Here is a 24,889-nt window from a genome sequence, read left to right as displayed (position 1 = left end):
CCGGGCGATTTTCTTAAGTGCCGAAGCGGCGATGGGCCGAAGCGCGTCGCGGCATCGGCACGCTTGGCTTAACGCTTGCCCTTGGCCGAACCCTTGCGGGCCGTGCTGGTACGCTTGGCAGTGCTTGTCCGGCTCGTCGCGCTGGCCGCACGCTTAGTCTTTGCGGCGCCCTTTGCGGCGGTTTTGACCGTCCGCGATGCCGTCTTGCGGGTTGCGACCTTACGGGCGCTCGTCGCCTTCTTGGCAGTGGATTTGCGGGCGGTGGACTTCTTCGCGGTGGCTTTCTTGGCGGTCGAACGCGAGGTCGTCTTGGCTGAAGACCGCTTGGCTGCTGCCCGTGGGGCCGCTGCTTTCCGAGTCGTCGTCTTCTTGGCCGCTGACTTCTTAGCGGCTGTCTTCTTGACCGCGCTCTTCTTCACCGCACCCTTCTTGGCAACGGTTTTCTTCGCCGAGGTCTTCTTGGCAACGGTCTTCTTGGCAACGGTTTTTTTGGCGGTGGCTTTTTTGGCCGGGGCCTTCTTCACGGCCGTTTTCTTGGCGGCCGTCTTTTTCGCTGCGGTCTTCTTGGCGGCCGTTTTCACGGTCGATTTCTTCGCGGCGGACCGTGCGGTGGATTTCGCAGCGGTCTTAGTGGTGGCCTTCTTGGCAGCCGTTTTCTTGGCGGTCGCCTTTTTGGCAGTGGTCTTCTTGGCTCCGGTCTTAGCGGCGCCAGTCGTCTTCTTCGTGCTGGTAGAGCCGCGACGTGCGCTGCTCTTCTTTGCGGATTTCTTGGTGCTGGTCGCACCAGTGTCCCCCGTGAACAACATCGTCAGCGGGTTTGACTTTTCGTCTATCGGCATAGCCGCCTCCTTCAAGGGCCTTCGCGTGCAACCGTCACGCTTGTAAGGCAACGTCGTTATACCAAGCGGGTTCCGATTAACGGAAAGTGTAGAAAGTAGATCGCCGACGATTTCTGTGGATACTTCGCGTGCGGCGCGCGCTCAACTTCGCTCGTAGAGGGCGGAGCATGATCGCCCCAGATGAGACTCGTACACGTTGCTTTGGCGTCATCATCGTCGCGCAAGAAGTGAGAGATGAAGCGCGCGCGAAGGTGCAAATAACGGTTTTCCGGCAGCGGTTTAGCGCCTCCGAAACAAGTCGCGTAATCTTGACGTGCGCTGTTCCCTCCGCCTTCCCGGGCGACGCGAAACTCTGTCGATCTGGACGCCCATCGCGGGCGAAATCAGAACTTCCCGAGCACACAAAAAAACTTTCGCACGGATTCAAAAAATCTGTGGGTTGTGCGTCCGAAGAGTGCTTCAGGATGGCAAACCGGTGAGAGAATCACTTGCATCGCGGCGAGAGCCATTGTGCTTGACGCATCGGGAGCTTCGTCGCAGGACGATAATCGCCGATTGGCTCCCCGTCTTGCGGCGTCGCTGCCGCTTCACGCGATACGCTCGGCGGGCTATGCGACAGCTCCTCCAACACGCGGTTCACATCGTGCCAGCTTCCAACGTTCTGAGGGTCATCGTCTGGATGACCGGGGCTCTCCTCGCCTTCTCGGCGACCGCCGTGGGCGTGCGGGGGTTGTCCCGGGCGTTCTCGGTGTTCGAGATTCTGGCGATGCGCAACGCGCTGGGCGTGGCGATCCTGCTCGCGCTCGTGCTGGTCAAGCCGCGCCTGCGGCACGAGTTGAAACCGCGACGCATCAAGACTCACCTCGTCAGGAACGTGCTGCACTTCCTTGGCACCGACGGCTGGGCCTATTGCATCGCCGTCCTGCCGCTCGCGACCGCCTTCGCGCTCGAGTTCACGGCGCCGGCCTGGGTCGCGCTTCTGGCGATCCCGCTTCTGAAAGAGCGGCTGACGCGTCCCCGACTCGTGGCGATTGTTGCTGGTTTCACGGGCGTTCTGATCATTCTGCGGCCCGGCGTCGAAACCTTCCAGCCGGCGAGCGCCCTCATGCTGGTCGTGGCGTTCGTGTTCGCCCTCGTGGCCATCGTCACCAAGCGCCTCACCCTGACCGAGAGCACATTCTCCATCGTCTTCATGATGAATGTGATCCAGCTTCCGCTCAATCTCATCTGGGTCGACGGCGCTTTCTGGCAAAAGATCGAGCTGGTTCATGCATGGCCGATTGCCGGCGTGAGTCTGGGCGGCCTCCTGTCCCATTACTGCCTCACTAACGCGTACCGGTATGGGGATGCCAGCATGGTGATGCCGCTCGACTTCCTGCGCATCCCACTCATCGCAATCGTCGGCTGGAGGCTTTACGGGGAAGCGCTCGACCCCTACGTGTTCGTCGGGAGCGCGTGCATCATTGCGGGCCTCTTTTACAGCCTGCGTCGCGAAGCAAGAACCACATGACCTGGTCCCCCCAACAGGATGCCGCCTTGAAGGCGGTTTCGGATTGGCTGCGCAAGGGCGACAAGCCCTTGTTCCGGCTGTTCGGCTATGCCGGCACGGGCAAGACGACGCTTGCGCGCCACCTCGCCGAAGGCGTCGACGGCGACGTGGCGTTCGGCGCCTACACGGGTAAGGCGGCGCTTGTGCTGCGCTCGAAGGGCTGTGCCGACGCGTCGACGATTCACTCGATGATCTACCGCTCCCGGGAATCGGACGAGAACGGTCCGCAATTCGTCCTGAACCGCCAGAGCGCCGCCGCGAAAGCGGACCTGATCATCATCGATGAATGCTCGATGGTGGACGAGGAACTCGGCCGCGATCTCCTGTCGTTCGGGCAGCCGGTGCTGGTACTCGGCGATCCCGCCCAATTGCCCCCCGTCAAGGGCGGCGGATTCTTCACCGACGCGGAGCCCGATGTGATGCTCACGGAGGTGCATCGCCAGGCCAAGGACAATCCCATCATCCAGATGTCTTTGACCGTCCGCGAGGGCGGGCAACTCGCGCACGGGGCCTATGGGCACAGCAAGGTGATCCGTCGGAGCGAGATCAATTCGACGATGGTGATGGCGGCCGACCAGGTCCTGGTCGGATTGAACAAGTCCCGCCGTCTCTACAATACCCGCCTGCGCGAATTGAACGGCTATCGCAACCTGATGCCTGCGGCCGGGGAAAAGCTCGTCTGCCTGCGCAACGACAAGACCAAGGGTCTTCTCAATGGGGGGACCTGGACGATCCAAACGCTCCACGGCATCCGGAACGATTTCATCCGCATGGATGTTTTGCCGGACGGGGATGCACGCGGAAAATCCGTCGAGGTCTCGGTCCACAAGGCCTTCTTCGAGGGGGCCGAGGAAGACATCGCATTTTCGATCCGGCGCGAATCGGACGAGTTTACGTATGGTTATGCGCTGACGGTTCATAAGGCGCAGGGGTCGCAATGGGACAACCTCGTGCTTTTCGACGAATCCTACGCGTTCCGGGAGCATCGCAGCCGCTGGCTCTACACGGCGCTCACTCGGGCCGCGGAGACGATCACGGTCGTCATGTGACGCATGGCCCCCGTGCGCGCCGGTTGCATCTGGCGGGTTTGTGGTTGAAGTCCTGGGCCGCGCGCCCTATCCCTAGGTCAGATGTCGTGGAACCCGGGATATGCGCCGTCCGGCGGAGGTATTGCGTTGAAGGATAACCTCACCACTGGGTTGCCTGTCGACGATCCCCTGTCGCAGGCGTCGCTTCGACAGCAGATTGCTGTCTTGACGGAGTCGGTCGCCGCGCGCGACGCGTTCCTCGCGGTTGCCGCCCACGAATTGCGCAATCCGATGACCCCTATCCTCGCGCATGTGCAGCGTCTGGCGCGCATCTCGGCCGTGAGCGGTGACCCCGAAATGGCCAAGGGCTTGAAGCGGCTTGAACGGCTCGTCGAGCATTACATTCGCCGCGCCACAGCCTTGCTCGAGGTGTCCCGCATGACCACGGGCAAGCTCGTCCTGAATCCGGAACGCTTCGATCTGGCCGACCTGCTGCGCGACGCGGTGGAGGCGGTGCGACCCGCGGCTCTCTATGTCGGCTCCACTCTCTCGCTCGAGGCCCCGGATGAATGTTCCGTGGTACTGGATCGCCTGGCGGTCGAGCAGATACTCGACAATCTCATCTCGAACGCGGTGAAATATGGCGCGGGCCGGCCGGTTGAACTCATCCTCTCGACCGGACCCGCGCATGCAGACATCCACGTCAAGGATCAGGGAGCGGGGATTTCGGCAGCCGATCAGTCGCGCATCTTCGATCGTTTTGAACGGGCGGTCTCGCAAGGGTCGACGATCGGCGGCTTCGGCGTCGGGCTTTGGGTCGTAGGCCAATTGGTCGACGCGATGGGGGCGGACATCAAGGTCGACAGCGTGGTGGGCGCCGGCACCACATTCACCTTAAGCCTTCCTCTGGAGGCATCGAGACACACATGACAAACCGGGCGAGTAACCAGCCGTGAGCGAAGACAGGCGAATCCAGAAGCTGCCCACCGGCATTGAGGGTTTTGACACCATCCTTCACGGAGGCGTGCTGCGAGGGGGGATCTATATCATCCTCGGAACGCCGGGTGCCGGGAAGACGATCCTCGGCAATCAGCTGTGCTTCAACCACGCGGCGGCTGGCGGGCGCGCGCTCTACGTGACCCTCCTGGCGGAGACGCACGGCCGCATGCTCGGCCATATCGGCCAATTGGCGTTCTTTGATGAGGCGCTGATCCCCGACGGCGTGTCGTACCTGAGTGCGTTCCGCATTCTCGAGACCGAGGGTTTGAAGGGGCTCGCCGACGCGTTGCGGCGCGAGATACGAGCCCGAAAGGTCGACCTTCTTGTGCTCGACGGTCTTGTCTCGGCCGAAGAAAGTGCCGGAACACCGCGGGAATTCAAGAAGTTCATCCACGAACTGCAGATTCAGGCAGACCTTGCGGATTGCACCATGATGTTGCTGACGAGCGCCGCGGCCGATCCGAGCTTCGCATCGGCCGAGCACACCATGGTCGACGGATTGATCGAATTGCAGACCCGCATGCGCGGTCGCCGGTCGGAACGCGATCTGGTGGTGCACAAGCTGCGGGGCAGCGGCTTTATCCGGGGCGTTCACTCCTTTGCGGTCACCGACGAAGGAATCACCGTTCAGCCGCGGATCGAGGCGGTTCTGAGCGAGCCGAGCAAACCGATCGTCATCGACGGGCCGAAGATTTCCACGGGCGTCGCCATGTTCGACGAGATCATGGGGGGAGGGCCTTACCGGCGTTCGGCGACCCTTGTCATGGGCGCTGCCGGCACCGGCAAGACAACGGCAGGCCTGCATTTCCTGGGCGCCGGCAAGGATGAGCGCGGCATTTTCGTCAGCTTCGATGAGGCGCCGGCGGCGATCCGGCTGAAAGCCAAGTCGCTCGATCTGCCGGTGGGCCGAATGTTCGAGGAGGGACAGGTCGAGTTCATGTGGCGGCCCTCGACCGAGGCGGTCTTCGACGAGGTGTTCGGCGCGCTTCTGGAACGGGTCCGGGCCGGAAAGGTGCAGCGGATCTTCATCGACGGAATCAACGATTTCGCGCAGATGACGGGCGAAGAAGCCCGCATGACTCAGGCGTTGACGGCGCTGACCAACGAGTGCCGGACGCTCGGGGCCACGACGATGGTGAGCCTCGAGCTCGCCTTCAATGGCGTGGTTCCCGGCCAACCCCTCGCAGGCCTGCCTGTTCTCGGGCTGTCGCCGGTCGCTGAGAACATCGTCCTGATGCGCCTCGCGGTACTCGGTGCCGACGTCCACCGGCTGATTATCACCCTGAAGGCGCGGGACAGCGCTTTTGCACTCAAATTCCGGCGCTACGACCTCACGGCGCGAGGCCTCGAGATCGAGCCCGATTCCGTTCAGGCCGACATCGTCCTGTCGCGGCTTGTCCAACCGACGGGCGTCGCGCCGTCGCCCTTCGGCGCCATCGCCCCTCGGCTTCCCGGAGATGCGGCGTGAAAACCATTCTCGTTGTCGATGACGAGTGGGCGATCGCCGAGGTGCTTGAATCGCTCCTGAGCGACGAAGGCTATCGGGTCATCATCGCCAACAACGGCAAGCAGGCCCTCGAGCGTCTGGGCGAGTGGCCGCCCGATCTCATCATGATGGATTTCATGATGCCCGTCATGGACGGGCGCGCGACCCTGGCAGCCCTGCAGAGCGATCCAAAGACAGCGGCAATTCCTGTCATCGTGATGAGCTCGCTTCCGGAGCAGACCATTGCCGAGCGCTGCACGGGATACGTCGTGTTCCTGCGCAAGCCGTTCCGCGTCGCTGCCGTCCTCGACGCCGTCGAATCCGCCCTGCGCTGACGGAATTCGAAAAAGTCCGACGCCAATGGATGCGTCGAGGGAACCTTAGCCGTTCCGGGACTTTAAGCCCTTCGTGAACCCTGGATTTCGAAAGGCCTGAACCATGCTCAAGTGGGCGCTCATTTTCCTCGTCATTTCCCTCATCGCCGGTGGACTCGGATTCACAGGCGTTGCATCCGGCGCGAAATCCATCTCGAAGATCCTCTTCGGGCTCTTTCTCGCAATGTTTATCCTGCTGATCCTGCTAGCGTGGGGCGCAGGCGAACTGGTCTTCTGACCACCCGTTGACCTCGGCCAATCCGACGCCAGAAGCGCGTCCGGATTGGCACGGCGAGGGCCATGGCGGCGATCAAAGAAAGAGGCACGTTCGGGTGCCGGGCAACGCAAGGACGCAGCGTGGCGCAGGGGACACCGACAGCTTCAGGGCGCCTACTGCCCCAGATTGGCGGCTGTCTCGCCATTGGCGAGTTTGGTGGCGAAAAATCCGACGGTGCGCGAATAGACCTGAGACTTGTTCCATTCCCGCAGGGCGTCGAAATTGGCGCTGCCCGGTTCCCAGTCTCCGCCGCGCACCCAGCCGTGCCCCTTTAGATAATTGGCCGTGGACGCCAGCACATCGGTGGGGCTTCGGAGCAGGTCGGCTCGCCCGTCCCCGTCGAAGTCGACTGCGTATTTCACGTAGGATGAGGGCATGAACTGGGTCTGGCCCATTTCGCCCGCCCAGGCCCCCCGCATTTCCGCCGGCTTCAGGTCGCCATGTTCGACGATGCGCAGTGCATCGAACATCTGCGCCTGAAACATCTCGGTGCGCCGGCAATCGAAGGCCAGGGTGGCAACCGAGCGGATCACCGGCAGATTTCCCTTCACGGCCCCAAAATCGCTCTCCAGCCCCCAGATGGCGACCAGCACGGGGCCAGGTACGCCGAATTGCTGCTCGATCCGCGCCAGGGTGGGGGCATGCTTCTTCAGCTGCGACGCGCCGACCCTCAGGCGGTTCGCCGAGACCATGCGGCCGGCGAATTGCTCGAAGCTCTGCTTGAAGACGCCCTGGCCACGATCCCGCTTCAGGATGCCGGGATCATACGTCACCCCCGTGAGGCCCGCGTCGACCGCGGCCGGCGCAATACCCTTGGCGACAGCCTCCTGCCGGACATCGCCGAGCCATTTGTCGAACCCCGCAGGATCGCGACAGGTCAGGGCTTGCGCCTGCGAGGCCACAAGAATGCCAGCCATCGCCCATGAAATCCGCCACACTCCGACCATAGACGCCTCCCGAGAAATAAACCTCCACGCGAGGTAGGGCCGGTTTGCCCTCTCGCAAGTGGATCAGCCGGCAACTTAGCAGCCTGATCGGCGTTTCATTAACGGTTTGTTGAGGAATGGAGTGACCGCATGGGAAAAATGACCGAAAAGAGACCCATGCGATCTCTGGTCCCCATGTTCCTGCTGTCGGTCTTCATCGCCCCGCTTGCGAGCCCATCGCAGGCGAGCCTCGCCGAGAGGACGCTCGAGGGGACGGCCGTCACCTACATGGCAGGGCTAGATGAGACCCATGTGTCGACGCAGACCGGTTCGGTCTGTGTGGCGCTGGCTCTTCCCAAAGAATGGCGTGGCGGCACGAATGACGACGGACAGCTCACGCTGCGGGCCTCCTCCGGTGAGGGCGAGCTGGAGATCGTCCTGCGGCCCGTCCGCGACCTGACGGATTGGTCCGATGCGGATGCGGTCAAGCGCGATGCGGCCTTCCTCCAGCGCGATCATGAAAGTCTCCTCGGCAGACCGGCCCAAGCAGTCAATTTGGAAGCTGTCGGGGCTGCAGCCCGCTGGACCGCCACCTGGATCGACGCCAGTCTGCCGTCGCCGAGCCATTCCATGACGGTCGAGACCTATATTGTGCCTGCTTCGCGAGACTGGCTCGTCGAATTGTCCGTGTCCGAAATCGATGATCGGCGTCTTCACGAGGCGCTGGTGGCCCGCATCCTTTCCGGTCTTCAGACCACGTCCCGGTGCGCCCGCTCGGATTGATTCCGCGACCGAGCCCCAGCGTTCAGAAATCCATTATCAGAAAGGAACCGCTCCATGGAGCTTGAGGGAAAAGTAGCGCTCGTGACGGGTGCCGGCTCTGGCCTCGGCAAAGCCGCTGCCCTGCGGCTTGCCCGCGAAGGCGTCAAGGTCGGCGTTCTGAGCAGGACGGAAAGCGAGATCGACAAGACTGTCGCGGAGATCGAGAGGGCAGGCGGGACGGCCATCGCCCTTTGCGCCGATATCGCCGATTCTGAGCAGACACAGAAAGCCGTGGCCGATCTGGTCGGCGCCTATGGGCGCCTGGACATCGTGTTCGCGAATGCGGGCATCAACGGCGTATGGGCGCCCATCGACGATCTTCAGCCGGACGAGTGGGACCGCACCGTCAACATCAATCTGCGCGGCACCTATCTCACCCTTCACTATGCGGTGCCGCATCTGAAGAAGGCCGGCGCAGGGTCGATCATCATCACGTCGTCGATCAACGGCACCCGCACCTTCACCAGCCCCGGTGCGACGGCCTATTCCTGCACCAAGGCCGCTCAACTGGCGATGACCCAGATGCTGGCGCTCGAACTCGCCAAACACCGGATCCGCGTCAACGCCATCTGTCCGGGCATGATCGAGACCAACATTCCCGACAGCACCGAGAAGCGCGATACGGCGGAATCCGGCGTTCGGGCGGAGTATCCCGACGGCGACATCCCGTTGACCAATGGAAAAGCCGGCACCAGCGACGAGGTCGCGGATCTCGTGCTGTTTCTCGCCTCCGACCGGTCCCGGCACATTACCGGAACGCCGGTCTGGATCGACGGCGGGCAGTCCCTGCTGGTTTAGCGGGCGCTGGCGTCAGCTGTCCATCTTGAGGGCCGCGATGAAGGCTTCCTGCGGAATGTCGACCTTGCCGAACTGCCGCATGCGCTTCTTGCCCGCCTTCTGCTTGTCGAGGAGCTTGCGTTTGCGGGAGGCGTCGCCGCCGTAACATTTGGCGGTGACGTCCTTGCGCAGGGCGCGGATCGTTTCGCGGGCGATGATCTTGCCGCCGATCGCCGCCTGGACGGGGATCTGGAACATGTGCGGCGGGATGAGTTCTTTCAGCTTCTCGCACATGGCGCGGCCGCGGCTCTCGGCGCGGTTGCGATGGACCAGCATCGAGAGCGCATCCACCGGCTCGGCGTTGACCAGAACCGACATCTTCACGAGGTCGCCTTCGCGGTAATCCGAGATGTGATAATCGAACGAGGCGTAACCCTTCGAGATGGATTTCAGCCGGTCGTAGAAATCGAACACCACCTCGTTCAGCGGCAGGTCGTAGACCAGCATGGCGCGCTTGCCGACATAGTTGAGATCGACCTGAACGCCGCGGCGGTCCTGGCAGAGCTTGAGCACCGCGCCCAGATACTCGTCGGGCGTCAGGATGGTGGCGCGGATCCACGGCTCCTTGATGGTCTCGATCTTCATCACGTCCGGCATGTCGGCCGGGTTGTGAAGCTCCTTGATCGTCCCGTCGGTCATCCTGAGGTGATAGACCACGCTCGGCGCGGTGGAGATCAGGTCGAGGTTGAACTCGCGCTCGAGGCGTTCCTGGATGATTTCGAGATGCAGGAGGCCGAGGAACCCGCAGCGGAAACCAAATCCCAAGGCCGCGGACGTCTCCATCTCATACGAGAAGCTGGCATCGTTGAGCCGCAGACGACCCATGGCGGCCCGGAGCGTCTCGAATTCGGCGGCGTCAACGGGAAACAGGCCGCAGAACACGACGGGCTGGACAGGCTTGAAGCCAGGCAACGCCTGGGCCGTCGGCTTGCGGTCGTCGGTGATGGTGTCGCCGACCCGGGTATCGGCCACTTCCTTGATCGAGCCGGTGAAGAACCCGACCTCGCCCGGCCCGAGAGAGCCGATGTCGCGCATCTTGGGCGTGAAGACCCCGACCTTGTCGACCCCGTGCGAGGCGTCGGTGCCCATCATCTTGATGGTCATGCCCTTCTTGAGGGTGCCGTCGATGATGCGCACCAGGACGACCACGCCCAGATAGGCGTCGTACCAGGAATCAACGAGAAGCGCCTTCAACGGCGCGTCAGCATCGCCCTTCGGCGCCGGCAGTTTCTTGACGATGGCTTCGAGCACCGCCTCGATATTGAGGCCGGTCTTGGCCGAGATCGGCACCGCATCCGAGGCGTCGATGCCGATGACCTCCTCGATCTGTTCCTTGATCCGGTCCGGATCGGCAGCAGGCAGGTCGATCTTGTTGAGGACGGTGACGATCTCGTGGTTGGCGTCGATCGCCTGATAGACGTTGGCGAGCGTCTGCGCCTCGACACCTTGGGATGCGTCCACCACCAGGAGCGAACCCTCGCAGGCGGCGAGCGAGCGCGATACCTCATAGGCGAAGTCCACGTGGCCGGGGGTGTCCATCAGGTTGAGAATGTAAGTCTTGCCGTCCTCGGCCAGATATTCGAGGCGGACTGTCTGGGCCTTGATGGTGATGCCGCGTTCGCGCTCGATATCCATGCTGTCGAGCACCTGCTCGGTCATTTCGCGCGCCGTCAGTGTGCCCGTCGTCTGGATGAGACGGTCGGCCAGCGTCGATTTCCCATGGTCGATATGGGCCACGATGGAAAAATTGCGAATGTTGTCAAAGGTGCGCGTGGTCATTCATGAACTCGGGCGGGTGTGAAACCCTGTTGGGGCGGCAATAGCAGTCCAGCCCGCGAAAGCCAAGGGAAGGCGGTGTCGCGCGAAAGGAACTCTCAGCGGCCAGTCGTGAAATCAACCGGTGACCTACGGCAACGCTTCGTGGTTGAATGCGTTGTCTGGCAGTCGCCGCGCCGGGAGGATTGCAATCCTGCAGGTGGCCCCGACACCCCACCTCATCAGGAGATCGCCATGGCCAAGGTCCGTGCCCTCGACCCCAGCAAGACAGCCAGCTCGCTCGACACACCGACGGATCTGAAGCCGGATGGGGTGGCGGCGGTCTCGAAGGCGCTCAATGCGCTGCTGGCCGACACGTTCGCGCTCTATCTCAAGACCAAGAATTTCCACTGGCACGTGAGCGGCCCGCATTTCCGCGATTATCACCTGCTGCTGGACGAGCAGGCGGACCAGATCTTTTCCACCACGGACGATATCGCCGAGCGCGTCCGCAAGATCGGCGGCACCACCCTGCGGTCGATCGGCCAGATCGCGTCTCTTCAGCGGGTGGTCGACAACAATGCCGAGTTCGTGCCGCCGGTCGAGATGCTGCGCGAACTGATGAACGACAACAAGGCGTTCACCGCCAATCTGCGCAAGGCGCACGAGCTGTGCGACAAGCACGACGATGTGGCGACCGCCAGCCTGATCGAGAACTGGATCGACGCCACTGAGCGCCGGACCTGGTTCCTGTTCGAGGCGAGCCGCGCCGGGGACAATAGCGGCCACTGACCGGGGGGCGTGGCGCAGGATCGGCCCTGCGCCTATCGGCCCTGCTCGATGATCCGCGAGATCACCTTGGCGGTGTAATCCACCATGGGCACGATGCGCGCATAATTGAGCCGCGTCGGCCCGATGACGCCCAGAACGCCCACGATCTTCTGGCTGGCATCGCGGAACGGCGCCGCGATCATCGATGATCCCGAGAGCGAGAACAGCTTGTTCTCGGAGCCGATGAAAATCCGCACCCCTTCGCCGCCCTCGGCCCGGGTCAGAAGGTCGATGACGTCGGTCTGCGTCTCGAGATCGGCAAACAGCAGCCGCACCCGGTCGAGATCCTCGGCCGCCTTGAGATCCTCAAGCAGATTGGCCTGTCCTCGGATAATGAGCTGTCGTGTGTCGGCGGTCCCGACGGTGGTTGCAAGGCCCGCTTCCACGAGCCGTGCCGTCAGCGTGTCCAGCTGCGATTCCATGTCTTCGCGGCGCTGGCCGACTTCGCGCTTGAGATCCGCCAGGGTCTTGCCGCGGATTTGCGCGTTGAGAAAATTGCCGGCTTCCACCAGCGCGCCAGCTGGCAGGCCCTCCGGCAGATCGAGGATGCGATTTTCCACCGAGCCGTCTTCGCCTACCAGAACCACCAGCGCCCTGCGGGGGTCGAGCCTGACGAATTCGATGTGCTTGAGGGTGGGGTTGGATTTCGACGTCACCACGACGCCTGCGCCCCGCGACACGCCCGAGAGCAGCGTCGAGGCCTCGGCCAATGCGGTCTCGAGCGTATGACCTGAGGCAGCGGCCTTCATCTGCGCCTCGATCCGCGCGCCTTCCTCGCTGCCCACATCGCCGATCTCCATCATCGCGTCGACGAAGAAGCGCAGGCCGCTCTGGGTCGGAAGCCGGCCGGCGCTCGTATGCGGCGCGAAGATCAGGCCTGCGGTCTCGAGGTCGGACATGACGTTCCGGATCGAGGCGGGCGAGAGCGCCATCGGCAGGATTCGCGCGAGATTGCGCGAGCCGACCGGCTCGCCGGTCATGAGGTAGCTCTCGACGATCTGCCGGAAAATCTCCCGCGAGCGGTCGTTCAGCTCCGCGATGGCGCGGATGTCGGAGGGGCTGGAGAAGTGGCCGGGTCTGTGCATTCGCGTGACATTCAACCCTTGGGCGACCGAGAGGCAACGCCGTTATATGTGCTGGCCCGGAGCCGATAACGCAAGCGCCGCGCTTGCCGCGCCCGGTTGCACCTTCTAAGAGGCTGCACCTGATCCGGCCCCAAGGAGACTGACCGCCATGCGCCCATCCAACCGCGCCCTGAACGAGTTGCGCCCCATCTCGCTCGAGCGCAGCGTCGCGCGCTACGCAGAAGGGTCCTGTCTCGTGTCCTTCGGCAACACCCGCGTCCTGTGCACCGCCTCCCTCGAAGAAAAGGGTCCGCCCTGGCTGCGCGGAACCGGCAAGGGCTGGGTGACGGCCGAATATTCCATGCTGCCGCGCGCCACCCATGAGCGCACCCGTCGCGAGGTCACGTCCGGCAAGCCGTCAGGGCGCACGCAGGAGATTCAGCGCCTCATCGGCCGTTCGCTGCGCGCCGTCGTCAATCTGCCGGCCATCGGCGAACGGCAGATCGTGCTCGATTGCGACGTGATCCAGGCCGATGGGGGCACAAGGACCGCGTCCATCACCGGGGCCTGGGTGGCGCTGCACGAATGCTTCGCCTGGATGCAGAGCCGGTCGATCATCTCCATCAACCCGCTGCGGGAGCCGGTCGCGGCCGTGTCGTGCGGGATCTACCAGGGCAAGCCCGTCCTCGACCTCGATTATGCCGAGGATTCGACCGCCGAGACGGACGCCAATTTCGTCATCACGGGTTCCGGCGGCATCGTCGAAGTGCAGGGCACGGCCGAAGGCAAGCCATTCTCCGAGGAGGAGTTCCTGGCCTTGCTACGGCTTGCCAAGGAGGGCGTCGCCCAGCTCGTCGATCTCCAGAAGAAGACCGTCGCGTAGGAGAACCCGCCATGGCCCGCCCCCTCACCGGAAAAGTCGTCATCGCCACGCACAATGCCGGCAAGCTTCGGGAAATGCGCGACCTCCTTGCGCCCTATGGGATCACGGCGGTGTCGGCAGGCGAACTCGGCCTGCCGGTTCCCGACGAGACCGGGCACATGTTTGCCGCGAACGCCGCCATCAAGGCGCATGCGGCAGCAAAAGCCACGGGCCTGCCGGCCATCTCGGACGATTCGGGGCTCTGCGTGGAGGCGCTTGACGGCGCTCCCGGCCTGTTCACGGCCGATTGGGCTGGCCCGACCAAGGATTTCCCCGCCGCGATGGGGCGGGTGGAGCAGGAGTTGCAGAAGCGAAGCGACGGTATGGAGCCCAACCGGCGGGCCCATTTCGTCTCGGCCCTGGTGGTGGCCTGGCCGGATGGGCACGAGGACCTGTTCGAGGGCCGGGTGCACGGCAAAGTCGTCTGGCCGCCGCGCGGGGAAAAGGGCTTCGGCTATGACCCGATGTTCCAGCCCGATGGTTTCGAACAGACGTTCGGGCAGCTCACGGCCGAGGAAAAGCACGGGATCGTTTGGACGGACGGGGTGGCGAAGGCGCTGTCCCATCGCGCCCGCGCCTTTCTCAGGCTGGCCGAAGGCTGCCTTCGCCGGGCCTGAGCCTCAAACGAAGACGGGGCGCCGAAGCGCCCCGTTTTGATGACCGGCATGGCCGGTTCAGATGTCGGTGCCGCCGCCCTGGTCGTTGCGGCGCCGTGCCATGAAGGCGTCGAACTCCTCGCGATCCTTGGCCCGCTTCAGCTCTTCGACGAAGCCGCGGAAGGCGCGCGCCTCCTCGTCGAGCTTGCGACGCTCCTCTTCGAGGCGCGCCAGTTCGGCCCGGCGGTAATCCTCGAAAGCGGCGTTGCCGGTGCCAGAGCCGAAGCCGCCGCCGGGAGCGGCGCGTGACGCAAAGAAGTCACCGGCCCCGCGGCCGAAATTGCTCTGCAGGTAGGCTTTCGCCTCGTCGAATTTCGGATATCCCATGACTTTCCAGACCAGATAGGCCAGCGCGAGCGGCCAGAACCAGATGAAGGCCAGCACGACGCCGGCGATTTCCAAGAGCCGGCGCGGTGGTTTCCCGCAGCGCCGGTGAGCGCCTGTATTCCAGGCAGGTGAGGCAGAATCAGACATCTCGGCTCCCGCATGTTAATGATAACAACATTTACATACGGATCGATTCCGGCGCTTTCAAGGGCGGCATCTACAAATTCGGAAGTGCCGAGATGCTCGCGGTCTCCGCTGCCTCCCTGACGTCGAGGGAAGCTGAACCGACTCCCAGCTAGGTAGGCCGTCGCGCCCCGTGAACGAGGGCGAGGACACCGGCCCTGAGCAACTCGAACTTGTCGGGCAACCCCGGCCCCTTCGGCAACTGTCCTGCGGCCGATAGCATCGCCAGGCCATGGGACAGCGCCCAGACCTCCACGGCGATGAACCTGACGTCGACGCTCGTGAAGCCCTCCGGAAAGGTGTCCGACAGCGCCTTGACCAGGAAGTCGAAGGCCGTCTGCTGGGAGGGCGGGCCTGTCACCCCGCAGCCGGCCGGCTCATCCGTCGCGGGCTGATTTTGCGGTGCGAACATCGCGGCGTAGAAGCCCGGCTCCTGCTCGGCGAAGGTCAGGTAAATCTCGCCCATCCGCGTGAAGCGTTCCAGAGGCGTGCCCTCGCTGTTCAGCGCCCGGCCCAGCCGTTCGGCCAACTGGGTGAACCCACGAAAGGCCACTTCGGCTACCAGCGCGTCGCGCCCGCGAAAATGACGGTAGAGGGCTGCCGGAGTCACGCCCACGAGCTTGGCCGCGTCCGCGAGGGTGAATCCCCCCAGGCCGCGCTCGGCGATGAAGCGCTGCGCCGCCTCGATCAGCGCTTCCTTGAGGTTGCCGTGGTGGTAGCCCTGTCTGTCGAACGGGGCGCGCCAGTGCCGCATGATCGCTTCCCTGTCTGGTACCGAGCCGCGACCCTAATCGCTTGGCCGGACTGAGGCTAGACTCGTGACGCCCTGAGAGTGAACCGCCCCACAGGCGGATGGTTGCGTCACCGGTGCGCGATGGCCGGACGTGACGCTGTTTGAGGAACCTGCCATAAGCCTCCGATGATCGATCACCCGACGCGCGATGCCGGTTTTGGCGTGTATGTCCATTGGCCCTTCTGCGCCTCGAAATGTCCCTATTGCGACTTCAACAGCCATGTCCGCCACCAACCGGTGGACCAGGAGCGTTTCCTTGCGGCCTTTCGGCGGGAGATCGCCCACACGGCGGCGCGGATCCCGGGCCGGACAGTCACGAGCATCTTCTTCGGCGGCGGCACGCCGTCCCTGATGAAGCCGGAGACGGTGGGGGCGATTCTCGACGCCATCGGGGCGGCCTGGAGCGTCGATGCAGGGGCCGAGATCACCCTTGAGGCCAATCCGACCAGTGTCGAGATGGAGCGTTTCCGCGGCTACCGGACGGCGGGTATCAACCGGGTGTCGCTTGGCGTCCAGGCGCTGAACGACACCGATCTGCGCCGGCTTGGCCGCATGCATTCGGTCGACGAGGCGCTGGCCGCCGTGACCATCGCGGCGTCGATCTTCGAGCGGTCGTCGTTCGACCTCATCTATGCGCGACCCGATCAGACGCCGCAGGCCTGGCGCGCGGAACTGGAGCGGGCGATCGGCCACGCGGCCGAACATCTGTCGCTCTATCAACTCACCATCGAGCCCGGCACATGGTTCGAAAAGCTTCACCGCGCCGGCAAACTGACGGTTCCCGACGACGACGCCTCGCGGGCGCTTTTCGACCTCACGCAGGAGATCTGCGAGGCGCGCGGGCTGCCGGCCTACGAGGTCTCCAACCACGCCCGGCCGGGTGCTGAATCCCGCCACAACCTCGTCTATTGGCGCTACGGCGAATATGCGGGCATCGGACCCGGCGCGCATGGGCGTCTTGTGACCGGCAATGCCCGGCTGGCGACCGCAACGGAAAAGCACCCGGAAACATGGCTTGAGCGCGTGGAGCGCGACGGTCATGGAATCATCGACGAAGAGGTGCTGACGGCGGATGCCGAGGGTGACGAATTCCTGCTCATGGGGCTTCGCCTCAAGGAGGGGATCGATCCGCGCCGCTATACCCGTTTTACCGGCCGCACCCTCAACGAGCGCCGCATCCGCACGCTTGAAGACCACGGCCTGATTGTTCGCCGGGCCGATTCACGCCTGACGGTCACCCGCGAGGGCTTTCCGGTGCTGAATGCGGTGATCGCCGAACTCGCGGCCTAGGCGCTACGGCAATTTCGATTCGATTGCGTCCCAGAGCGTGATCGCCAGATCCGGGCCGCCCAGACGCTTGATGGCGCGAAGCCCGGTGGGCGAGGTCACGTTGATCTCCGTAAGATTGCCGTCGATCACGTCGATGCCCACGAAGATCTGGCCCATTTCCTTGAGCTTGGGACCGATGGTCTCGCAGATCTCGATCTCGCGCGGTGTGAGGTCGGTGGGCTTGGCGGCGCCGCCGCGCACCATGTTGGAGCGGATGTCGTTGAGCGCCGGCACCCGGTTGATCGCGCCGGCCGCGACGCCGTCGATGAGGATGATGCGCTTGTCGCCTTCGGTGATCTTCGGCAGGAACCGCTGGATCACCCATGGCTCGCGGAAAGTTGCGGAGAAGAGGTCGAAGAGCGATCCGAAATTCGGGTCTTCCCGCGACACCTTGAAGACGGCCGCACCCCCGTTGCCATAGAGCGGCTTCATGACCACGTCGCCGTGTTCGCGCCGGAACGCGTCGATCTCGCTTTTGTCGCGCGAAATCAGCGTCGGCGGCATCAGGTGCGGATAATGCGTGACGAACAGCTTTTCGGGCGCATTGCGCACATGGGCGGGGTCGTTGACCACCAGCGTCTGCGGATGGATGCGCTCGAGCAGATGGGTCGTGGTGATATAGGCCATGTCGAAGGGCGGGTCCTGCCGCAGCAGCACGACGTCCACATCGGCAAGATCAACCCGCTCCGCCTCGCCCAGCGTGACGTGATCGCCGTCCACATCGCGCACCTCGGCGGGTTCCGCCATGGCGGTGACGCGGCTGTCACGCATGCTCAGGCGATCGGGCGTGTAATGGAGGAGCCGGTGACCGCGCCGCTGTGCTTCCAGCAACATCGCGAAGGTCGAATCGCCTGTGATCCGGATGTTCTGGATGGGGTCCATCTGGACCGCGACAGTGAGCGTCATGGCGTCGAATCTCCGATATGGTCGGGTTATCGAACCGAACCGGTAGAATAGCAACCAGTCTGAACCAAGCCACGGTCAAGGTGTTGACGTGGTCGTATCCAGCCAGCTGAGCTTGAGAACCCTGTGCCCATCATGTCCCGCCGCGCCCTTCTCATCGTCAACACCAAGAGCCGCAGCGGCGCCGATGGCTGCGAGACGGCCAAGAATGCACTGCTGGCGCAGGGCGTCACGCCGATCCATGTGGAATGCGGCCGTCGCGAGGATCTGTCGCCCTTGATCATGGCCTATGCGGGCAAGGTCGACCTCGTGGCGGTGGGCGGCGGCGACGGCACCCTCAACGCTGCAGCCTTCGGCGTGATGGAGGCGGGTCTTCCCCTCGGCGTCCTGCCCATGGGCACCGCCAACGACCTGGCGCGGACGTTGGGCATTCCGCCCGATATCGGGCAGGCGGCCGGCATCATCGCGCGGGGGCGGACGCGCGCCATCGATCTCGGGCTGGTGAACGGGCAGCCCTTCTTCAACGTGGCCAGCATCGGCCTGTCGACGGAACTGGCGCGGCAATTGACCAAGGATGTGAAGCGTCGTTTCGGCCGCCTCGCCTATGCGTTCACGGCCCTCAAGGTCCTGTCGCAGGCCCGTCCGTTTCGCGCCACGATCACGAGCGAAGAGGGCAGCGTGCGGGTCAGGACCCTGCAGATCGCTGTCGGGAACGGGCGCTATTACGGCGGTGGCAACGCGGTGGAAAAGAACGCCGCCATCGATGACGAGCATCTCGACCTCTACAGCCTCGAATTCCGCCGCGCCTGGAAACTTGCGCTGATGGCCCGGTCGTTTCGATACGGCGAGCAAGGTGCATGGGACGAGGTGCGGGCGATCCGCGCCACCGAATTCGAGCTTCGCACGAGGCGGCCCCGCTCCGTCAACGCGGATGGTGAGATCGTCACCAAGACGCCCGCCCATTTCTCCCTCAAGCCGGGGGCCGTGACGGTGTTTGCGCCCTAGGAAATCTCGAGCTCGAACGCCGCCTTCAGATGACGGGGCCAGCGTCCCGGGGCCACGAAAACCGCATCTGCCCGCCACGTCCGGCCAGCCGCCCAGCCATTGCGGGACAGCCAGGCTCGCGCGGCGCGCGAAAACCGCCGTCGCTTGGTCGCCGTGATGGCGGTGAGGGCATCGTCCATCAGCCCTCGCGCCTTGACCTCGACGAACGCAATCGTGTCGCCGCGCGACACGATGAGGTCGATCTCGCCCCCGGCCGCCGAAAAGCGGCGTGCGATGGGGCGGTAGCCCTTGGCCAGAAGATACAGGAGAGCGATCCACTCGGCCTGATGTCCGCGCAGAAAGGTCGTCCGCCGCCGCTCCGCCGCGCCGGTCATTCGGCCTTTTTGGCGAGGGCGAGGGCGCGGGCGTAAATCTCGCGCTTGGGCATGTCGAGTTCGTCGGCGACGATCGCCGCCGCGTCCTTGATGGAATGGTTCTTGAGGGCGGCCTCGAGTTTGCCGTCGAGTGCTGCATCCACTTCGACCGCCTGCATGGCTTTTGTGGCCTCGCCGATGAGCACGACGATCTCGCCCTTGGGCGGCCCTTCCGCCGCGAAGGTCGCGGCGAGGTCCGGCAGGGAGCCGCGTCGAATGGTTTCGAACATCTTGGTCAGCTCGCGGGCGACCACCGCCTGCCGATCGCCCAGAACAGCCGCGGCATCCGCCAGCATCTCGGGCAGCCGGTGCGGCCCCTCGAACAGCATGAGCGTGCCGGGAATGCTGCCGATCTCGGCAAGACGCGCCCGGCGCGCGGCGCTCTTGGGCGGCAGGAAGCCCTCAAAGAAGAAGCGGTCCGTCGGCAGCCCCGAGACCACGAGCGCGGTCAGCACGGCCGACGGGCCGGGAATCGGGGTCACCGGCAGGCCTTCGGCGATGGCAGCCTGAACCAGCTTGTAGCCGGGATCGGACACGAGGGGCGTGCCGGCATCCGAGACCAGCGCCAGGGCCTGCCCCTCGCGGATCCGGTGCACCATGCGGTCGCGGACCGCGTCGTTGGAATGCTCGTGATAGGCCACCAGCGGCGTGGTGATGCCGTAATGGGCCAGCAGGGTCTTCGTGACCCGGGTGTCCTCGGCCAGCACCGCGTCGGCTGCGGCAAGCGTGCTGAGGCCGCGGAACGACACGTCCTTCAGGTTGCCGATGGGGGTGGCCACCACATAAAGGCCCGGCGGCAGGGGCTGGGCTTCCGCGGCAAGGCCAAAGGCCGTGAAGGTGCTGGTGCGGCCGGACGGCTCACGCCGGCGAGTCCGATTGTCGATTCTCTGTGTCATCGCGGGCAGTTTCGCATGGGGACGGGCACAGGCGGAAGCCGGATATCCGGTTGGAAACAATGTTTACCTTTTCTTTCTACCATGGGCAGGCTCGACAGAAGATTGCTTTCGCCAGGGGGCCGAACATGGTGCGTTTATCCCGTGTCGCGTGGCGTGCCGGTATCGGTTCGCGGATCGCGGTTCTGGCTGGCCTGTGTCTATCCGGCTGTGTCGGCTCCGGCAGCATGATTCCGCCCGGTCGGGTCGGCCGGGATGCCGGTCCTCCCGATCTTCCGCCTGCCAGCGTCGCTGCCGCGCCGCAGCAAAGTGCGGCCGGTTCCACAATCGGCACCGGGCCGGTGCGGGTCGCCCTGATCATTCCGCTTTCGGGACAGGGGCAGGGGGCGGCCGCTGCCCAGAGCATGCGCAATGCGGCCGAACTCGCGCTGGGCGAGACGCCGAACGCCGAGATTTCCCTGATGGTCAAGGACGATCGCGGCACGCCGGAGGGCGCGCGCGAGGCCGCAAGCGAAGCAATCGGCGAAGGCGCCGAATTGATCATCGGGCCGCTTTTTGCCGGATCCGTTCGGGCGGCGGGGCAGGTCGCCCGTCAGGCCGGAAAGCCCGTCATCGCATTTTCGACCGACACCACGGTGGCGGCGCGCGGCATCTATCTGCTCAGTTTCCTGGTCCAGGCGGAGGTCGACCGGATCATCACCTACGCGGCCTCGCAAGGACGCCGGTCCGTCGCAGCGCTGGTGCCGGAGACGACCTATGGCAGCGTCGCCGAGGCGCAGTTCCGGGAGGCCGCCGCCCGACAGGGCCTGCGGGTGGTGGCGATCGAGCGCTATGCGGAAGGGCAATCGCAGGCTGCCATTCAGCGTCTGCGCGCGGTGATCGGCGGATCCGCCCCGCAGGCGGATTCGCTCTTCGTCCCGGAGAATGCCGATGGCCTGCGCGCCGTCGCGCAGAACCTCCAGGCCGTGGCCTTCGATCCGCAGAAGGTGAAGCTGCTGGGCACCGGCCTGTGGAATGAGCCCCGTCTGTTCGATGTGGCGATCCTGGACGGGGCCTGGTTCTCGGCGCCGGACAATCGCGGGTTCAACGCCTTTGCGGCCCGCTACCGGGGTCGGTTCAACAGCGATCCGATCCGCCTTGCCACCCTGTCCTACGACGCCGTGACCCTCGCGGCCGCACTCACACGGGTCCAGGGCTCGCAGCGCTTCACGGATGGCGTGCTCACCAACCCGGCGGGCTTTGCCGGGGCCGACGGCGTGTTCCGTTTCAAGGCCGACGGCACCAATGAGCGCGCTTTGTCGGTGCAGGAAATCCACACGGGCGCGACCGCGACCATCAGCCCTGCGCCGCGGTCGTTGAGCGGCAACTAAGCGAGAGGTCTCAGGCGCGCGACAGGGTGCTGGTCAGCTCGGGGCGGTGGTTGAGCGTCTGGTAGACCACGCAATAGCGCTCCGACAGCTTGAGCAGCTGATCGACCTTCTCCTGCGGCGCGTCGGTGTCCACCTCGAAGCTCAGGCGAATGGCCCGGAAGCCCACCGGCGCCGTCTTGTCGACGCCGAGCGTGCCGCGGAAATCGAGATCGCCCTCGGCCTTCACCACGCCGTGGCGGATGTCGATCTCGAGCGCTGTGGCGACCGCCTTCAGGGTCACGCCCGCACAGGCGACGAGCGCCTCCAGCAGCATGTCGCCCGAGCACAATTCCGCACCGGTTCCGCCGCTGGCCGGATGAAGCCCTGCGATGGCAAGGGCGCGTCCCGTCTCGACCTTGCAGGCGATGCTCTGGTCATCGAGGGTGCCCTGCGCCTTCAACGTGACGACGGCCGATTCCGGCGCTGCCCGATATTGGTCCTTGAGCGGCGCCTGGAGGGCGCGCAGTTCCGTCGATTCCATGATGCGTTTCCTGAATTACCACCAGAGCCCGGCCGCCTCGCGGTCGCGCTCGCGTTGCGGCGATGTTTGCACGGTGTTGAGCGAATGGTCCAGAGCGCCCATGACGCGCCGGACCGCGCTCTCGAAGGGGAGGGAGGAGCGGTCGCGCGGACGGGCAATGCCCAGCGGCAATTCGTCGAAGATGCGCCCGGGCTTGGGTTGCATGACGATGGCGCGATCAGCAAGCGTCACCGCTTCCTGAACGTCGTGGGTGACGAGGACGACGGTGGGGCGCGTCTCTTCCCAGAGGCCAAGCAGATGCTCGTGCAGGCTGGCGCGCGTGAAGGCATCCAGCGCCGAGAAAGGCTCGTCGAGCAGCAACACCTTCGGGTTGGCGACAAAGACCCGCGCGATGGCGACCCGCTGCTGCTGCCCGCCGGAAAGATCCCGGGGCCAGCGCGTGGCGTGTTCGGCAAGGCCGATCTTGTCGAGGGCGTGGGCGACCCGCGCGGCGCGCTCTGCCGGCGCCACCTGGTCGAGGCCGAACGCCACGTTGTCCGAGACCGTAAGCCAGGGCAGCAGGCGCGGCTCCTGAAAGACGATGCCGATGGCCGGATGCGGCTCTGTGATGATTTCCCCGTCGAGGCTGATCTGGCCCTGACTGGCGGTATCGAGGCCGGCGATGAGACGCAAAAGGGTGGTCTTGCCGCAGCCCGAGCCGCCGATCAGGCCAACGATCTCGCTCTCGCGCACCGCCAGATTGATGTCCGACAGGGCCCGCGTGCCGTCCGCATAGACCTTGGAGAGATGCGCGAGATTCAGCATCAGAGCGTTCCCCGCGCCGTGTCCTGCCAGCGCACCAGGGGTTTCGTTGCGCCAACCAGAAGGCTGTCGGCGAGCTTGCCCAAAATCGCGAAGGCGATGATGGCCGCCAGGATATGGTCCGGACGGCCCATCTGCTGGCCGTCGACGAGAAGATAGCCGAGCCCTTCCGACGCGCCCATGATCTCGGCGGCGACCACGAACATGAAGCCGAGGCCCAGCCCCGACCGCAACGCGATCAAGGCTTCGGGCAGCACGGCGGGAAGCAGGATCCGGCGGGCCATTTTCAGGCGCGACAGGCGAAACACGCGGCCGACCTCGACGAGCTTGCGGTCGACCGAGAGGATCGCGCCCGTGATGCCGAGATAGACGGGGAAGAACACCCCGATGGCGATGAGCGCCACCTTCGAGGCCTCGAAGATGCCGAGCCAGAGGATGAACAGCGGCACCCAGGCGATGGACGGAATGGCGCGCAGGGCCTGGAGGGTCGGGTCGAGCAGCCTGCGGGTCGTCTCCGAGGATCCAGACAGTGCGCCCAGCACGATGCCCGCCGACGCACCGAGAACGAATCCGACAAGGACCCGCCACAAGGTCGCACTGACATGCGTCCAGAGTTCGCCGGTCGCGGCAAGTGCGCTGAGCGTGGCGAAGATCCGGCTCGGGGGCGGGACGAGCCGGCCCTGCGCGAAGCCGAAATGGACCGCGGCCTCCCATGCGAGCGCCACGATCACGGGCAACAGAAAACCGAGAAGCACGCGCCACTCGAAAGGGCGCTGCTTCCCGGCAGGTGGAGGAGCCGCGAGAGCGGCGGCTTCCTCGACAGAGGACCAGGCTTGGCGTTCGGCTTTGCCTGTCACGGCGCTCTCCCGTGGTGAGGTCTCAGCGAGACGCGGTCGCGAAACGGGGATCGATAAGGGAGTCGACGGCAGCCTTCACGTTGGTGTCGGCCGCGATCACGCCTGCTTCCTGAAGCGCCAGACCGGCGGCAAGGATGGTCTCGGCCTGCGCCTTGCCGATGGTCGAATGCGTGAGTTCGGTGCGCGCAAGCTGACGGTCGATGACCGCGTCCGGCAGCTTGGTATAGGCGATAAGGGACTTCTTCAGCTCGGCCGGATTGGCGAGCGCGTAGGCCCGCGCCTCCTCGTAGGCCTTGAGCACTTTCTGCACGAGGGCCGGGTTGTCCTTGGCAAAGGACTCGCTGACGTTCAGCACGCCCCACGTATTGGCGGGCGCATTGCGGTAGAAGAGTTTCGCGCCGCTCTCGACTTCGGCTGCCGCCATTAGGGGATCGAGACCCGCCCAGGCATCGACGTCGCCGCGTTCCAGCGCGGTGCGCCCGTCAGCGTGCTGGAGCAGGACGAGCTTCACGTCCTTCTCGGTGAGCTTGGCTTCCTGCAGCGCGCGCACCAGGAAGATATGCGGGTCGGTGCCTCGGGTGACAGCCACGCGCTTGCCCTTGAGGTCGGCGACCTTGGTGATGGTCGAGTCCTTGCCCGTGACGAGCGCCGTCCATTCGGGGCGCGAATAGACATAGATCGAGGTGATCGGGTTGCCGTTGATCTTGCCGATCAGCGCGGCTGCGCCCGCCGTCGAGCCGAAATCGATCGAGCCGGCATTGAGACATTCGAGCGCCTTGTTGGAGCCCGCCGACAGCACCCAGCGCACCGAAATGCCGTCCTTGGCCAGTTCCTTCTCGAGGAAACCCTTGTCCTTCAGGACGAGACTGACGGGATTGTATGTCGCGTAATCGATCCGCACTTCCTTGGGCTGGGCGAACGCGGTGCTGGCGAGGCCTGCCGTGAAGGCGGCAACGAGAAGGAGACGGCGGGAGACGCTCATGAGGAATGTCCTGGGTTCCGCGCTTTGGAGCTTCGGCCTTGATCGGCTGTCGCTACCCGGCGCTTTAGCTGCACTTGTTTCGCGCCCGCAAGCTGCATGCTCAAATCGGCGCGTGTCCTTTTTGTAGGACGTAGTGTTTCTTATGTCA

The 24,889-nt window shown here is 64.7% G+C and carries 27 protein-coding genes; 14 read left to right on the top strand and 13 right to left on the bottom strand.

The features are described 5' to 3' along the window. Positions 1-68 precede the first annotated feature (68 nt). Positions 69-854, bottom strand: a complete 786-nt coding sequence (locus tag J4G32_RS20420; RefSeq protein WP_210497407.1) for a histone H1-like repetitive region-containing protein — start codon at positions 852-854, stop codon at positions 69-71. Positions 855-1,482: 628 nt separating this feature from the next. Between J4G32_RS20420 and J4G32_RS20415 the strand changes: the two genes are divergently transcribed. The 6 genes from J4G32_RS20415 (at position 1,483) to J4G32_RS20390 (ending at position 6,513) form a co-directional block, all read left to right on the top strand. Then, positions 1,483-2,349: a DMT family transporter gene (locus J4G32_RS20415; RefSeq protein ID WP_210497406.1), complete on the top strand. Its 867-nt coding sequence runs from the start codon at positions 1,483-1,485 to the stop codon at positions 2,347-2,349. Continuing rightward, positions 2,346-3,437: an ATP-dependent DNA helicase gene (locus tag J4G32_RS20410; RefSeq protein ID WP_210497405.1), complete on the top strand. Its 1,092-nt coding sequence runs from the start codon at positions 2,346-2,348 to the stop codon at positions 3,435-3,437. The genes J4G32_RS20415 and J4G32_RS20410 overlap by 4 nt, the downstream gene beginning before the upstream one ends. A 126-nt stretch (positions 3,438-3,563) precedes the next feature. Further along, entirely contained in the window at positions 3,564-4,346 is a 783-nt protein-coding gene (locus tag J4G32_RS20405; protein WP_210497404.1) for a sensor histidine kinase, read from the top strand. A 22-nt stretch (positions 4,347-4,368) separates the two neighbouring features. After that, positions 4,369-5,883: a DUF7125 family protein gene (locus J4G32_RS22120; RefSeq protein ID WP_210497403.1), complete on the top strand. Its 1,515-nt coding sequence runs from the start codon at positions 4,369-4,371 to the stop codon at positions 5,881-5,883. Continuing rightward, on the top strand, positions 5,880-6,236 hold the full coding sequence (locus tag J4G32_RS20395) for a response regulator (protein ID WP_210497402.1): 357 nt from the start codon (positions 5,880-5,882) through the stop codon (positions 6,234-6,236). The genes J4G32_RS22120 and J4G32_RS20395 overlap by 4 nt, the downstream gene beginning before the upstream one ends. A 103-nt stretch (positions 6,237-6,339) precedes the next feature. After that, positions 6,340-6,513, top strand: a complete 174-nt coding sequence (locus J4G32_RS20390) for a DUF1328 domain-containing protein (RefSeq protein WP_210497401.1) — start codon at positions 6,340-6,342, stop codon at positions 6,511-6,513. A 152-nt stretch (positions 6,514-6,665) separates the two neighbouring features. Here the strand turns inward: J4G32_RS20390 and J4G32_RS20385 are convergent, their stop codons facing one another. Next, positions 6,666-7,469: a lytic murein transglycosylase gene (locus J4G32_RS20385; RefSeq protein ID WP_246505398.1), complete on the bottom strand. Its 804-nt coding sequence runs from the start codon at positions 7,467-7,469 to the stop codon at positions 6,666-6,668. 186 nt (positions 7,470-7,655) lie between these two features. Here J4G32_RS20385 and J4G32_RS20380 point away from each other — a divergent pair, with 186 nt between their 5' ends. Then, complete coding sequence (locus J4G32_RS20380) at positions 7,656-8,261, top strand: hypothetical protein (RefSeq protein ID WP_210497399.1); 606 nt, start codon at positions 7,656-7,658, stop codon at positions 8,259-8,261. A 54-nt stretch (positions 8,262-8,315) separates the two neighbouring features. Then, positions 8,316-9,098, top strand: coding sequence for an SDR family oxidoreductase (locus tag J4G32_RS20375; protein WP_210497398.1), 783 nt, complete (start codon positions 8,316-8,318; stop codon positions 9,096-9,098). A 12-nt stretch (positions 9,099-9,110) separates the two neighbouring features. On the opposite strand, the gene lepA is transcribed toward J4G32_RS20375, so the two are convergent. Next, positions 9,111-10,916, bottom strand: a complete 1,806-nt coding sequence (gene lepA, locus J4G32_RS20370; RefSeq protein WP_210497397.1) for a translation elongation factor 4 — start codon at positions 10,914-10,916, stop codon at positions 9,111-9,113. Positions 10,917-11,147: 231 nt separating this feature from the next. On the opposite strand from lepA, the gene J4G32_RS20365 reads away from it, so the two are divergent. Continuing rightward, positions 11,148-11,684 carry a Dps family protein gene (locus J4G32_RS20365; protein WP_210497396.1) on the top strand — a complete coding sequence of 179 codons (537 nt, stop codon included), beginning with the start codon at positions 11,148-11,150 and terminating at the stop codon, positions 11,682-11,684. Between the two features lie 32 nt (positions 11,685-11,716). Here the strand turns inward: J4G32_RS20365 and hrcA are convergent, their stop codons facing one another. Continuing rightward, positions 11,717-12,808 carry a heat-inducible transcriptional repressor HrcA gene (hrcA, locus tag J4G32_RS20360; RefSeq protein ID WP_210497395.1) on the bottom strand — a complete coding sequence of 364 codons (1,092 nt, stop codon included), beginning with the start codon at positions 12,806-12,808 and terminating at the stop codon, positions 11,717-11,719. 148 nt (positions 12,809-12,956) lie between these two features. On the opposite strand from hrcA, the gene rph reads away from it, so the two are divergent. Continuing rightward, on the top strand, positions 12,957-13,670 hold the full coding sequence (gene rph / locus J4G32_RS20355) for a ribonuclease PH (RefSeq protein WP_210497394.1): 714 nt from the start codon (positions 12,957-12,959) through the stop codon (positions 13,668-13,670). A gap of 11 nt (positions 13,671-13,681) precedes the next feature. Then, positions 13,682-14,326: an RdgB/HAM1 family non-canonical purine NTP pyrophosphatase gene (gene rdgB, locus J4G32_RS20350; protein ID WP_210497393.1), complete on the top strand. Its 645-nt coding sequence runs from the start codon at positions 13,682-13,684 to the stop codon at positions 14,324-14,326. A 57-nt stretch (positions 14,327-14,383) separates the two neighbouring features. On the opposite strand, the gene J4G32_RS20345 is transcribed toward rdgB, so the two are convergent. Together J4G32_RS20345 and J4G32_RS20340 are read right to left on the bottom strand one after the other, a co-directional pair. Further along, positions 14,384-14,839 (bottom strand): DUF2852 domain-containing protein, encoded by a 456-nt coding sequence (locus J4G32_RS20345; protein WP_210497392.1) that lies wholly within the window; start codon positions 14,837-14,839, stop codon positions 14,384-14,386. A 148-nt stretch (positions 14,840-14,987) separates the two neighbouring features. Beyond that, entirely contained in the window at positions 14,988-15,629 is a 642-nt protein-coding gene (locus J4G32_RS20340) for a TetR/AcrR family transcriptional regulator (RefSeq protein WP_210497391.1), read from the bottom strand. A gap of 165 nt (positions 15,630-15,794) precedes the next feature. On the opposite strand from J4G32_RS20340, the gene hemW reads away from it, so the two are divergent. Then, on the top strand, positions 15,795-16,958 hold the full coding sequence (hemW, locus tag J4G32_RS20335) for a radical SAM family heme chaperone HemW (RefSeq protein WP_210497390.1): 1,164 nt from the start codon (positions 15,795-15,797) through the stop codon (positions 16,956-16,958). Positions 16,959-16,961: 3 nt separating this feature from the next. Here hemW and gshB read toward each other — a convergent pair whose 3' ends face one another. Next, positions 16,962-17,903 (bottom strand): glutathione synthase, encoded by a 942-nt coding sequence (gene gshB / locus J4G32_RS20330; RefSeq protein ID WP_210497389.1) that lies wholly within the window; start codon positions 17,901-17,903, stop codon positions 16,962-16,964. A 132-nt stretch (positions 17,904-18,035) separates the two neighbouring features. On the opposite strand from gshB, the gene J4G32_RS20325 reads away from it, so the two are divergent. Continuing rightward, on the top strand, positions 18,036-18,905 hold the full coding sequence (locus tag J4G32_RS20325) for a lipid kinase (RefSeq protein ID WP_210497388.1): 870 nt from the start codon (positions 18,036-18,038) through the stop codon (positions 18,903-18,905). Here J4G32_RS20325 and J4G32_RS20320 read toward each other — a convergent pair. Both J4G32_RS20320 and rsmI read right to left on the bottom strand, forming a co-directional pair. Further along, positions 18,902-19,279 carry a YraN family protein gene (locus tag J4G32_RS20320; protein WP_210497387.1) on the bottom strand — a complete coding sequence of 126 codons (378 nt, stop codon included), beginning with the start codon at positions 19,277-19,279 and terminating at the stop codon, positions 18,902-18,904. The genes J4G32_RS20325 and J4G32_RS20320 overlap by 4 nt on opposite strands. Continuing rightward, positions 19,276-20,214: a 16S rRNA (cytidine(1402)-2'-O)-methyltransferase gene (gene rsmI, locus J4G32_RS20315; protein ID WP_210497386.1), complete on the bottom strand. Its 939-nt coding sequence runs from the start codon at positions 20,212-20,214 to the stop codon at positions 19,276-19,278. The genes J4G32_RS20320 and rsmI overlap by 4 nt, the downstream gene beginning before the upstream one ends. Positions 20,215-20,339: 125 nt before the next feature. Between rsmI and J4G32_RS20310 the strand changes: the two genes are divergently transcribed. After that, entirely contained in the window at positions 20,340-21,581 is a 1,242-nt protein-coding gene (locus J4G32_RS20310; RefSeq protein ID WP_246505396.1) for a penicillin-binding protein activator, read from the top strand. Positions 21,582-21,591: 10 nt separating this feature from the next. Here J4G32_RS20310 and J4G32_RS20305 read toward each other — a convergent pair whose 3' ends face one another. The 4 genes from J4G32_RS20305 to J4G32_RS20290 are packed head-to-tail and all read right to left on the bottom strand — an operon-like array spanning position 21,592 to position 24,741. Further along, the gene (locus J4G32_RS20305; protein WP_210497385.1) at positions 21,592-22,101 is read right to left on the bottom strand and encodes an OsmC family protein; all 510 of its coding nucleotides are present in this window, start codon (positions 22,099-22,101) and stop codon (positions 21,592-21,594) included. Between the two features lie 15 nt (positions 22,102-22,116). Then, positions 22,117-22,905: an ABC transporter ATP-binding protein gene (locus J4G32_RS20300; RefSeq protein ID WP_210497384.1), complete on the bottom strand. Its 789-nt coding sequence runs from the start codon at positions 22,903-22,905 to the stop codon at positions 22,117-22,119. Beyond that, entirely contained in the window at positions 22,905-23,759 is an 855-nt protein-coding gene (locus tag J4G32_RS20295; RefSeq protein ID WP_210497383.1) for an ABC transporter permease, read from the bottom strand. The genes J4G32_RS20300 and J4G32_RS20295 overlap by 1 nt, the downstream gene beginning before the upstream one ends. A gap of 22 nt (positions 23,760-23,781) precedes the next feature. Continuing rightward, positions 23,782-24,741 (bottom strand): aliphatic sulfonate ABC transporter substrate-binding protein, encoded by a 960-nt coding sequence (locus J4G32_RS20290; protein ID WP_210497382.1) that lies wholly within the window; start codon positions 24,739-24,741, stop codon positions 23,782-23,784. Positions 24,742-24,889 lie beyond the last annotated feature (148 nt).

Origin of the sequence: Microvirga antarctica (genome assembly GCF_017921815.1) — a bacterium.
Lineage (GTDB): Bacteria > Pseudomonadota > Alphaproteobacteria > Rhizobiales > Beijerinckiaceae > Microvirga > Microvirga antarctica.
The sequence above is the reverse complement of the archived record's forward strand: the minus strand, read 5'-3'. Positions and strand labels throughout refer to the sequence as shown.

What these genes read in the sequence shown, in the direction of transcription:
- J4G32_RS20410 (WP_210497405.1), top strand. Translation starts at nt 2,346, where the DNA reads ATGACCTGGTCCCCCCAACAGGATGCCGCCTTGAAGGCGGTTTCGGAT.
- J4G32_RS20390 (WP_210497401.1), top strand. Translation starts at nt 6,340, where the DNA reads ATGCTCAAGTGGGCGCTCATTTTCCTCGTCATTTCCCTCATCGCCGGT.
- J4G32_RS20385 (WP_246505398.1), bottom strand. Translation starts at nt 7,469, where the DNA reads ATGGCTGGCATTCTTGTGGCCTCGCAGGCGCAAGCCCTGACCTGTCGC.
- J4G32_RS20380 (WP_210497399.1), top strand. Translation starts at nt 7,656, where the DNA reads ATGCGATCTCTGGTCCCCATGTTCCTGCTGTCGGTCTTCATCGCCCCG.
- J4G32_RS20375 (WP_210497398.1), top strand. Translation starts at nt 8,316, where the DNA reads ATGGAGCTTGAGGGAAAAGTAGCGCTCGTGACGGGTGCCGGCTCTGGC.
- lepA (WP_210497397.1), bottom strand. Translation starts at nt 10,916, where the DNA reads ATGACCACGCGCACCTTTGACAACATTCGCAATTTTTCCATCGTGGCC.
- J4G32_RS20365 (WP_210497396.1), top strand. Translation starts at nt 11,148, where the DNA reads ATGGCCAAGGTCCGTGCCCTCGACCCCAGCAAGACAGCCAGCTCGCTC.
- hrcA (WP_210497395.1), bottom strand. Translation starts at nt 12,808, where the DNA reads ATGCACAGACCCGGCCACTTCTCCAGCCCCTCCGACATCCGCGCCATC.
- rph (WP_210497394.1), top strand. Translation starts at nt 12,957, where the DNA reads ATGCGCCCATCCAACCGCGCCCTGAACGAGTTGCGCCCCATCTCGCTC.
- rdgB (WP_210497393.1), top strand. Translation starts at nt 13,682, where the DNA reads ATGGCCCGCCCCCTCACCGGAAAAGTCGTCATCGCCACGCACAATGCC.
- J4G32_RS20345 (WP_210497392.1), bottom strand. Translation starts at nt 14,839, where the DNA reads ATGTCTGATTCTGCCTCACCTGCCTGGAATACAGGCGCTCACCGGCGC.
- J4G32_RS20340 (WP_210497391.1), bottom strand. Translation starts at nt 15,629, where the DNA reads ATGCGGCACTGGCGCGCCCCGTTCGACAGACAGGGCTACCACCACGGC.
- hemW (WP_210497390.1), top strand. Translation starts at nt 15,795, where the DNA reads ATGATCGATCACCCGACGCGCGATGCCGGTTTTGGCGTGTATGTCCAT.
- gshB (WP_210497389.1), bottom strand. Translation starts at nt 17,903, where the DNA reads ATGACGCTCACTGTCGCGGTCCAGATGGACCCCATCCAGAACATCCGG.
- J4G32_RS20325 (WP_210497388.1), top strand. Translation starts at nt 18,036, where the DNA reads ATGTCCCGCCGCGCCCTTCTCATCGTCAACACCAAGAGCCGCAGCGGC.
- J4G32_RS20320 (WP_210497387.1), bottom strand. Translation starts at nt 19,279, where the DNA reads ATGACCGGCGCGGCGGAGCGGCGGCGGACGACCTTTCTGCGCGGACAT.
- rsmI (WP_210497386.1), bottom strand. Translation starts at nt 20,214, where the DNA reads ATGACACAGAGAATCGACAATCGGACTCGCCGGCGTGAGCCGTCCGGC.
- J4G32_RS20310 (WP_246505396.1), top strand. Translation starts at nt 20,340, where the DNA reads ATGGTGCGTTTATCCCGTGTCGCGTGGCGTGCCGGTATCGGTTCGCGG.
- J4G32_RS20305 (WP_210497385.1), bottom strand. Translation starts at nt 22,101, where the DNA reads ATGGAATCGACGGAACTGCGCGCCCTCCAGGCGCCGCTCAAGGACCAA.
- J4G32_RS20300 (WP_210497384.1), bottom strand. Translation starts at nt 22,905, where the DNA reads ATGCTGAATCTCGCGCATCTCTCCAAGGTCTATGCGGACGGCACGCGG.
- J4G32_RS20290 (WP_210497382.1), bottom strand. Translation starts at nt 24,741, where the DNA reads ATGAGCGTCTCCCGCCGTCTCCTTCTCGTTGCCGCCTTCACGGCAGGC.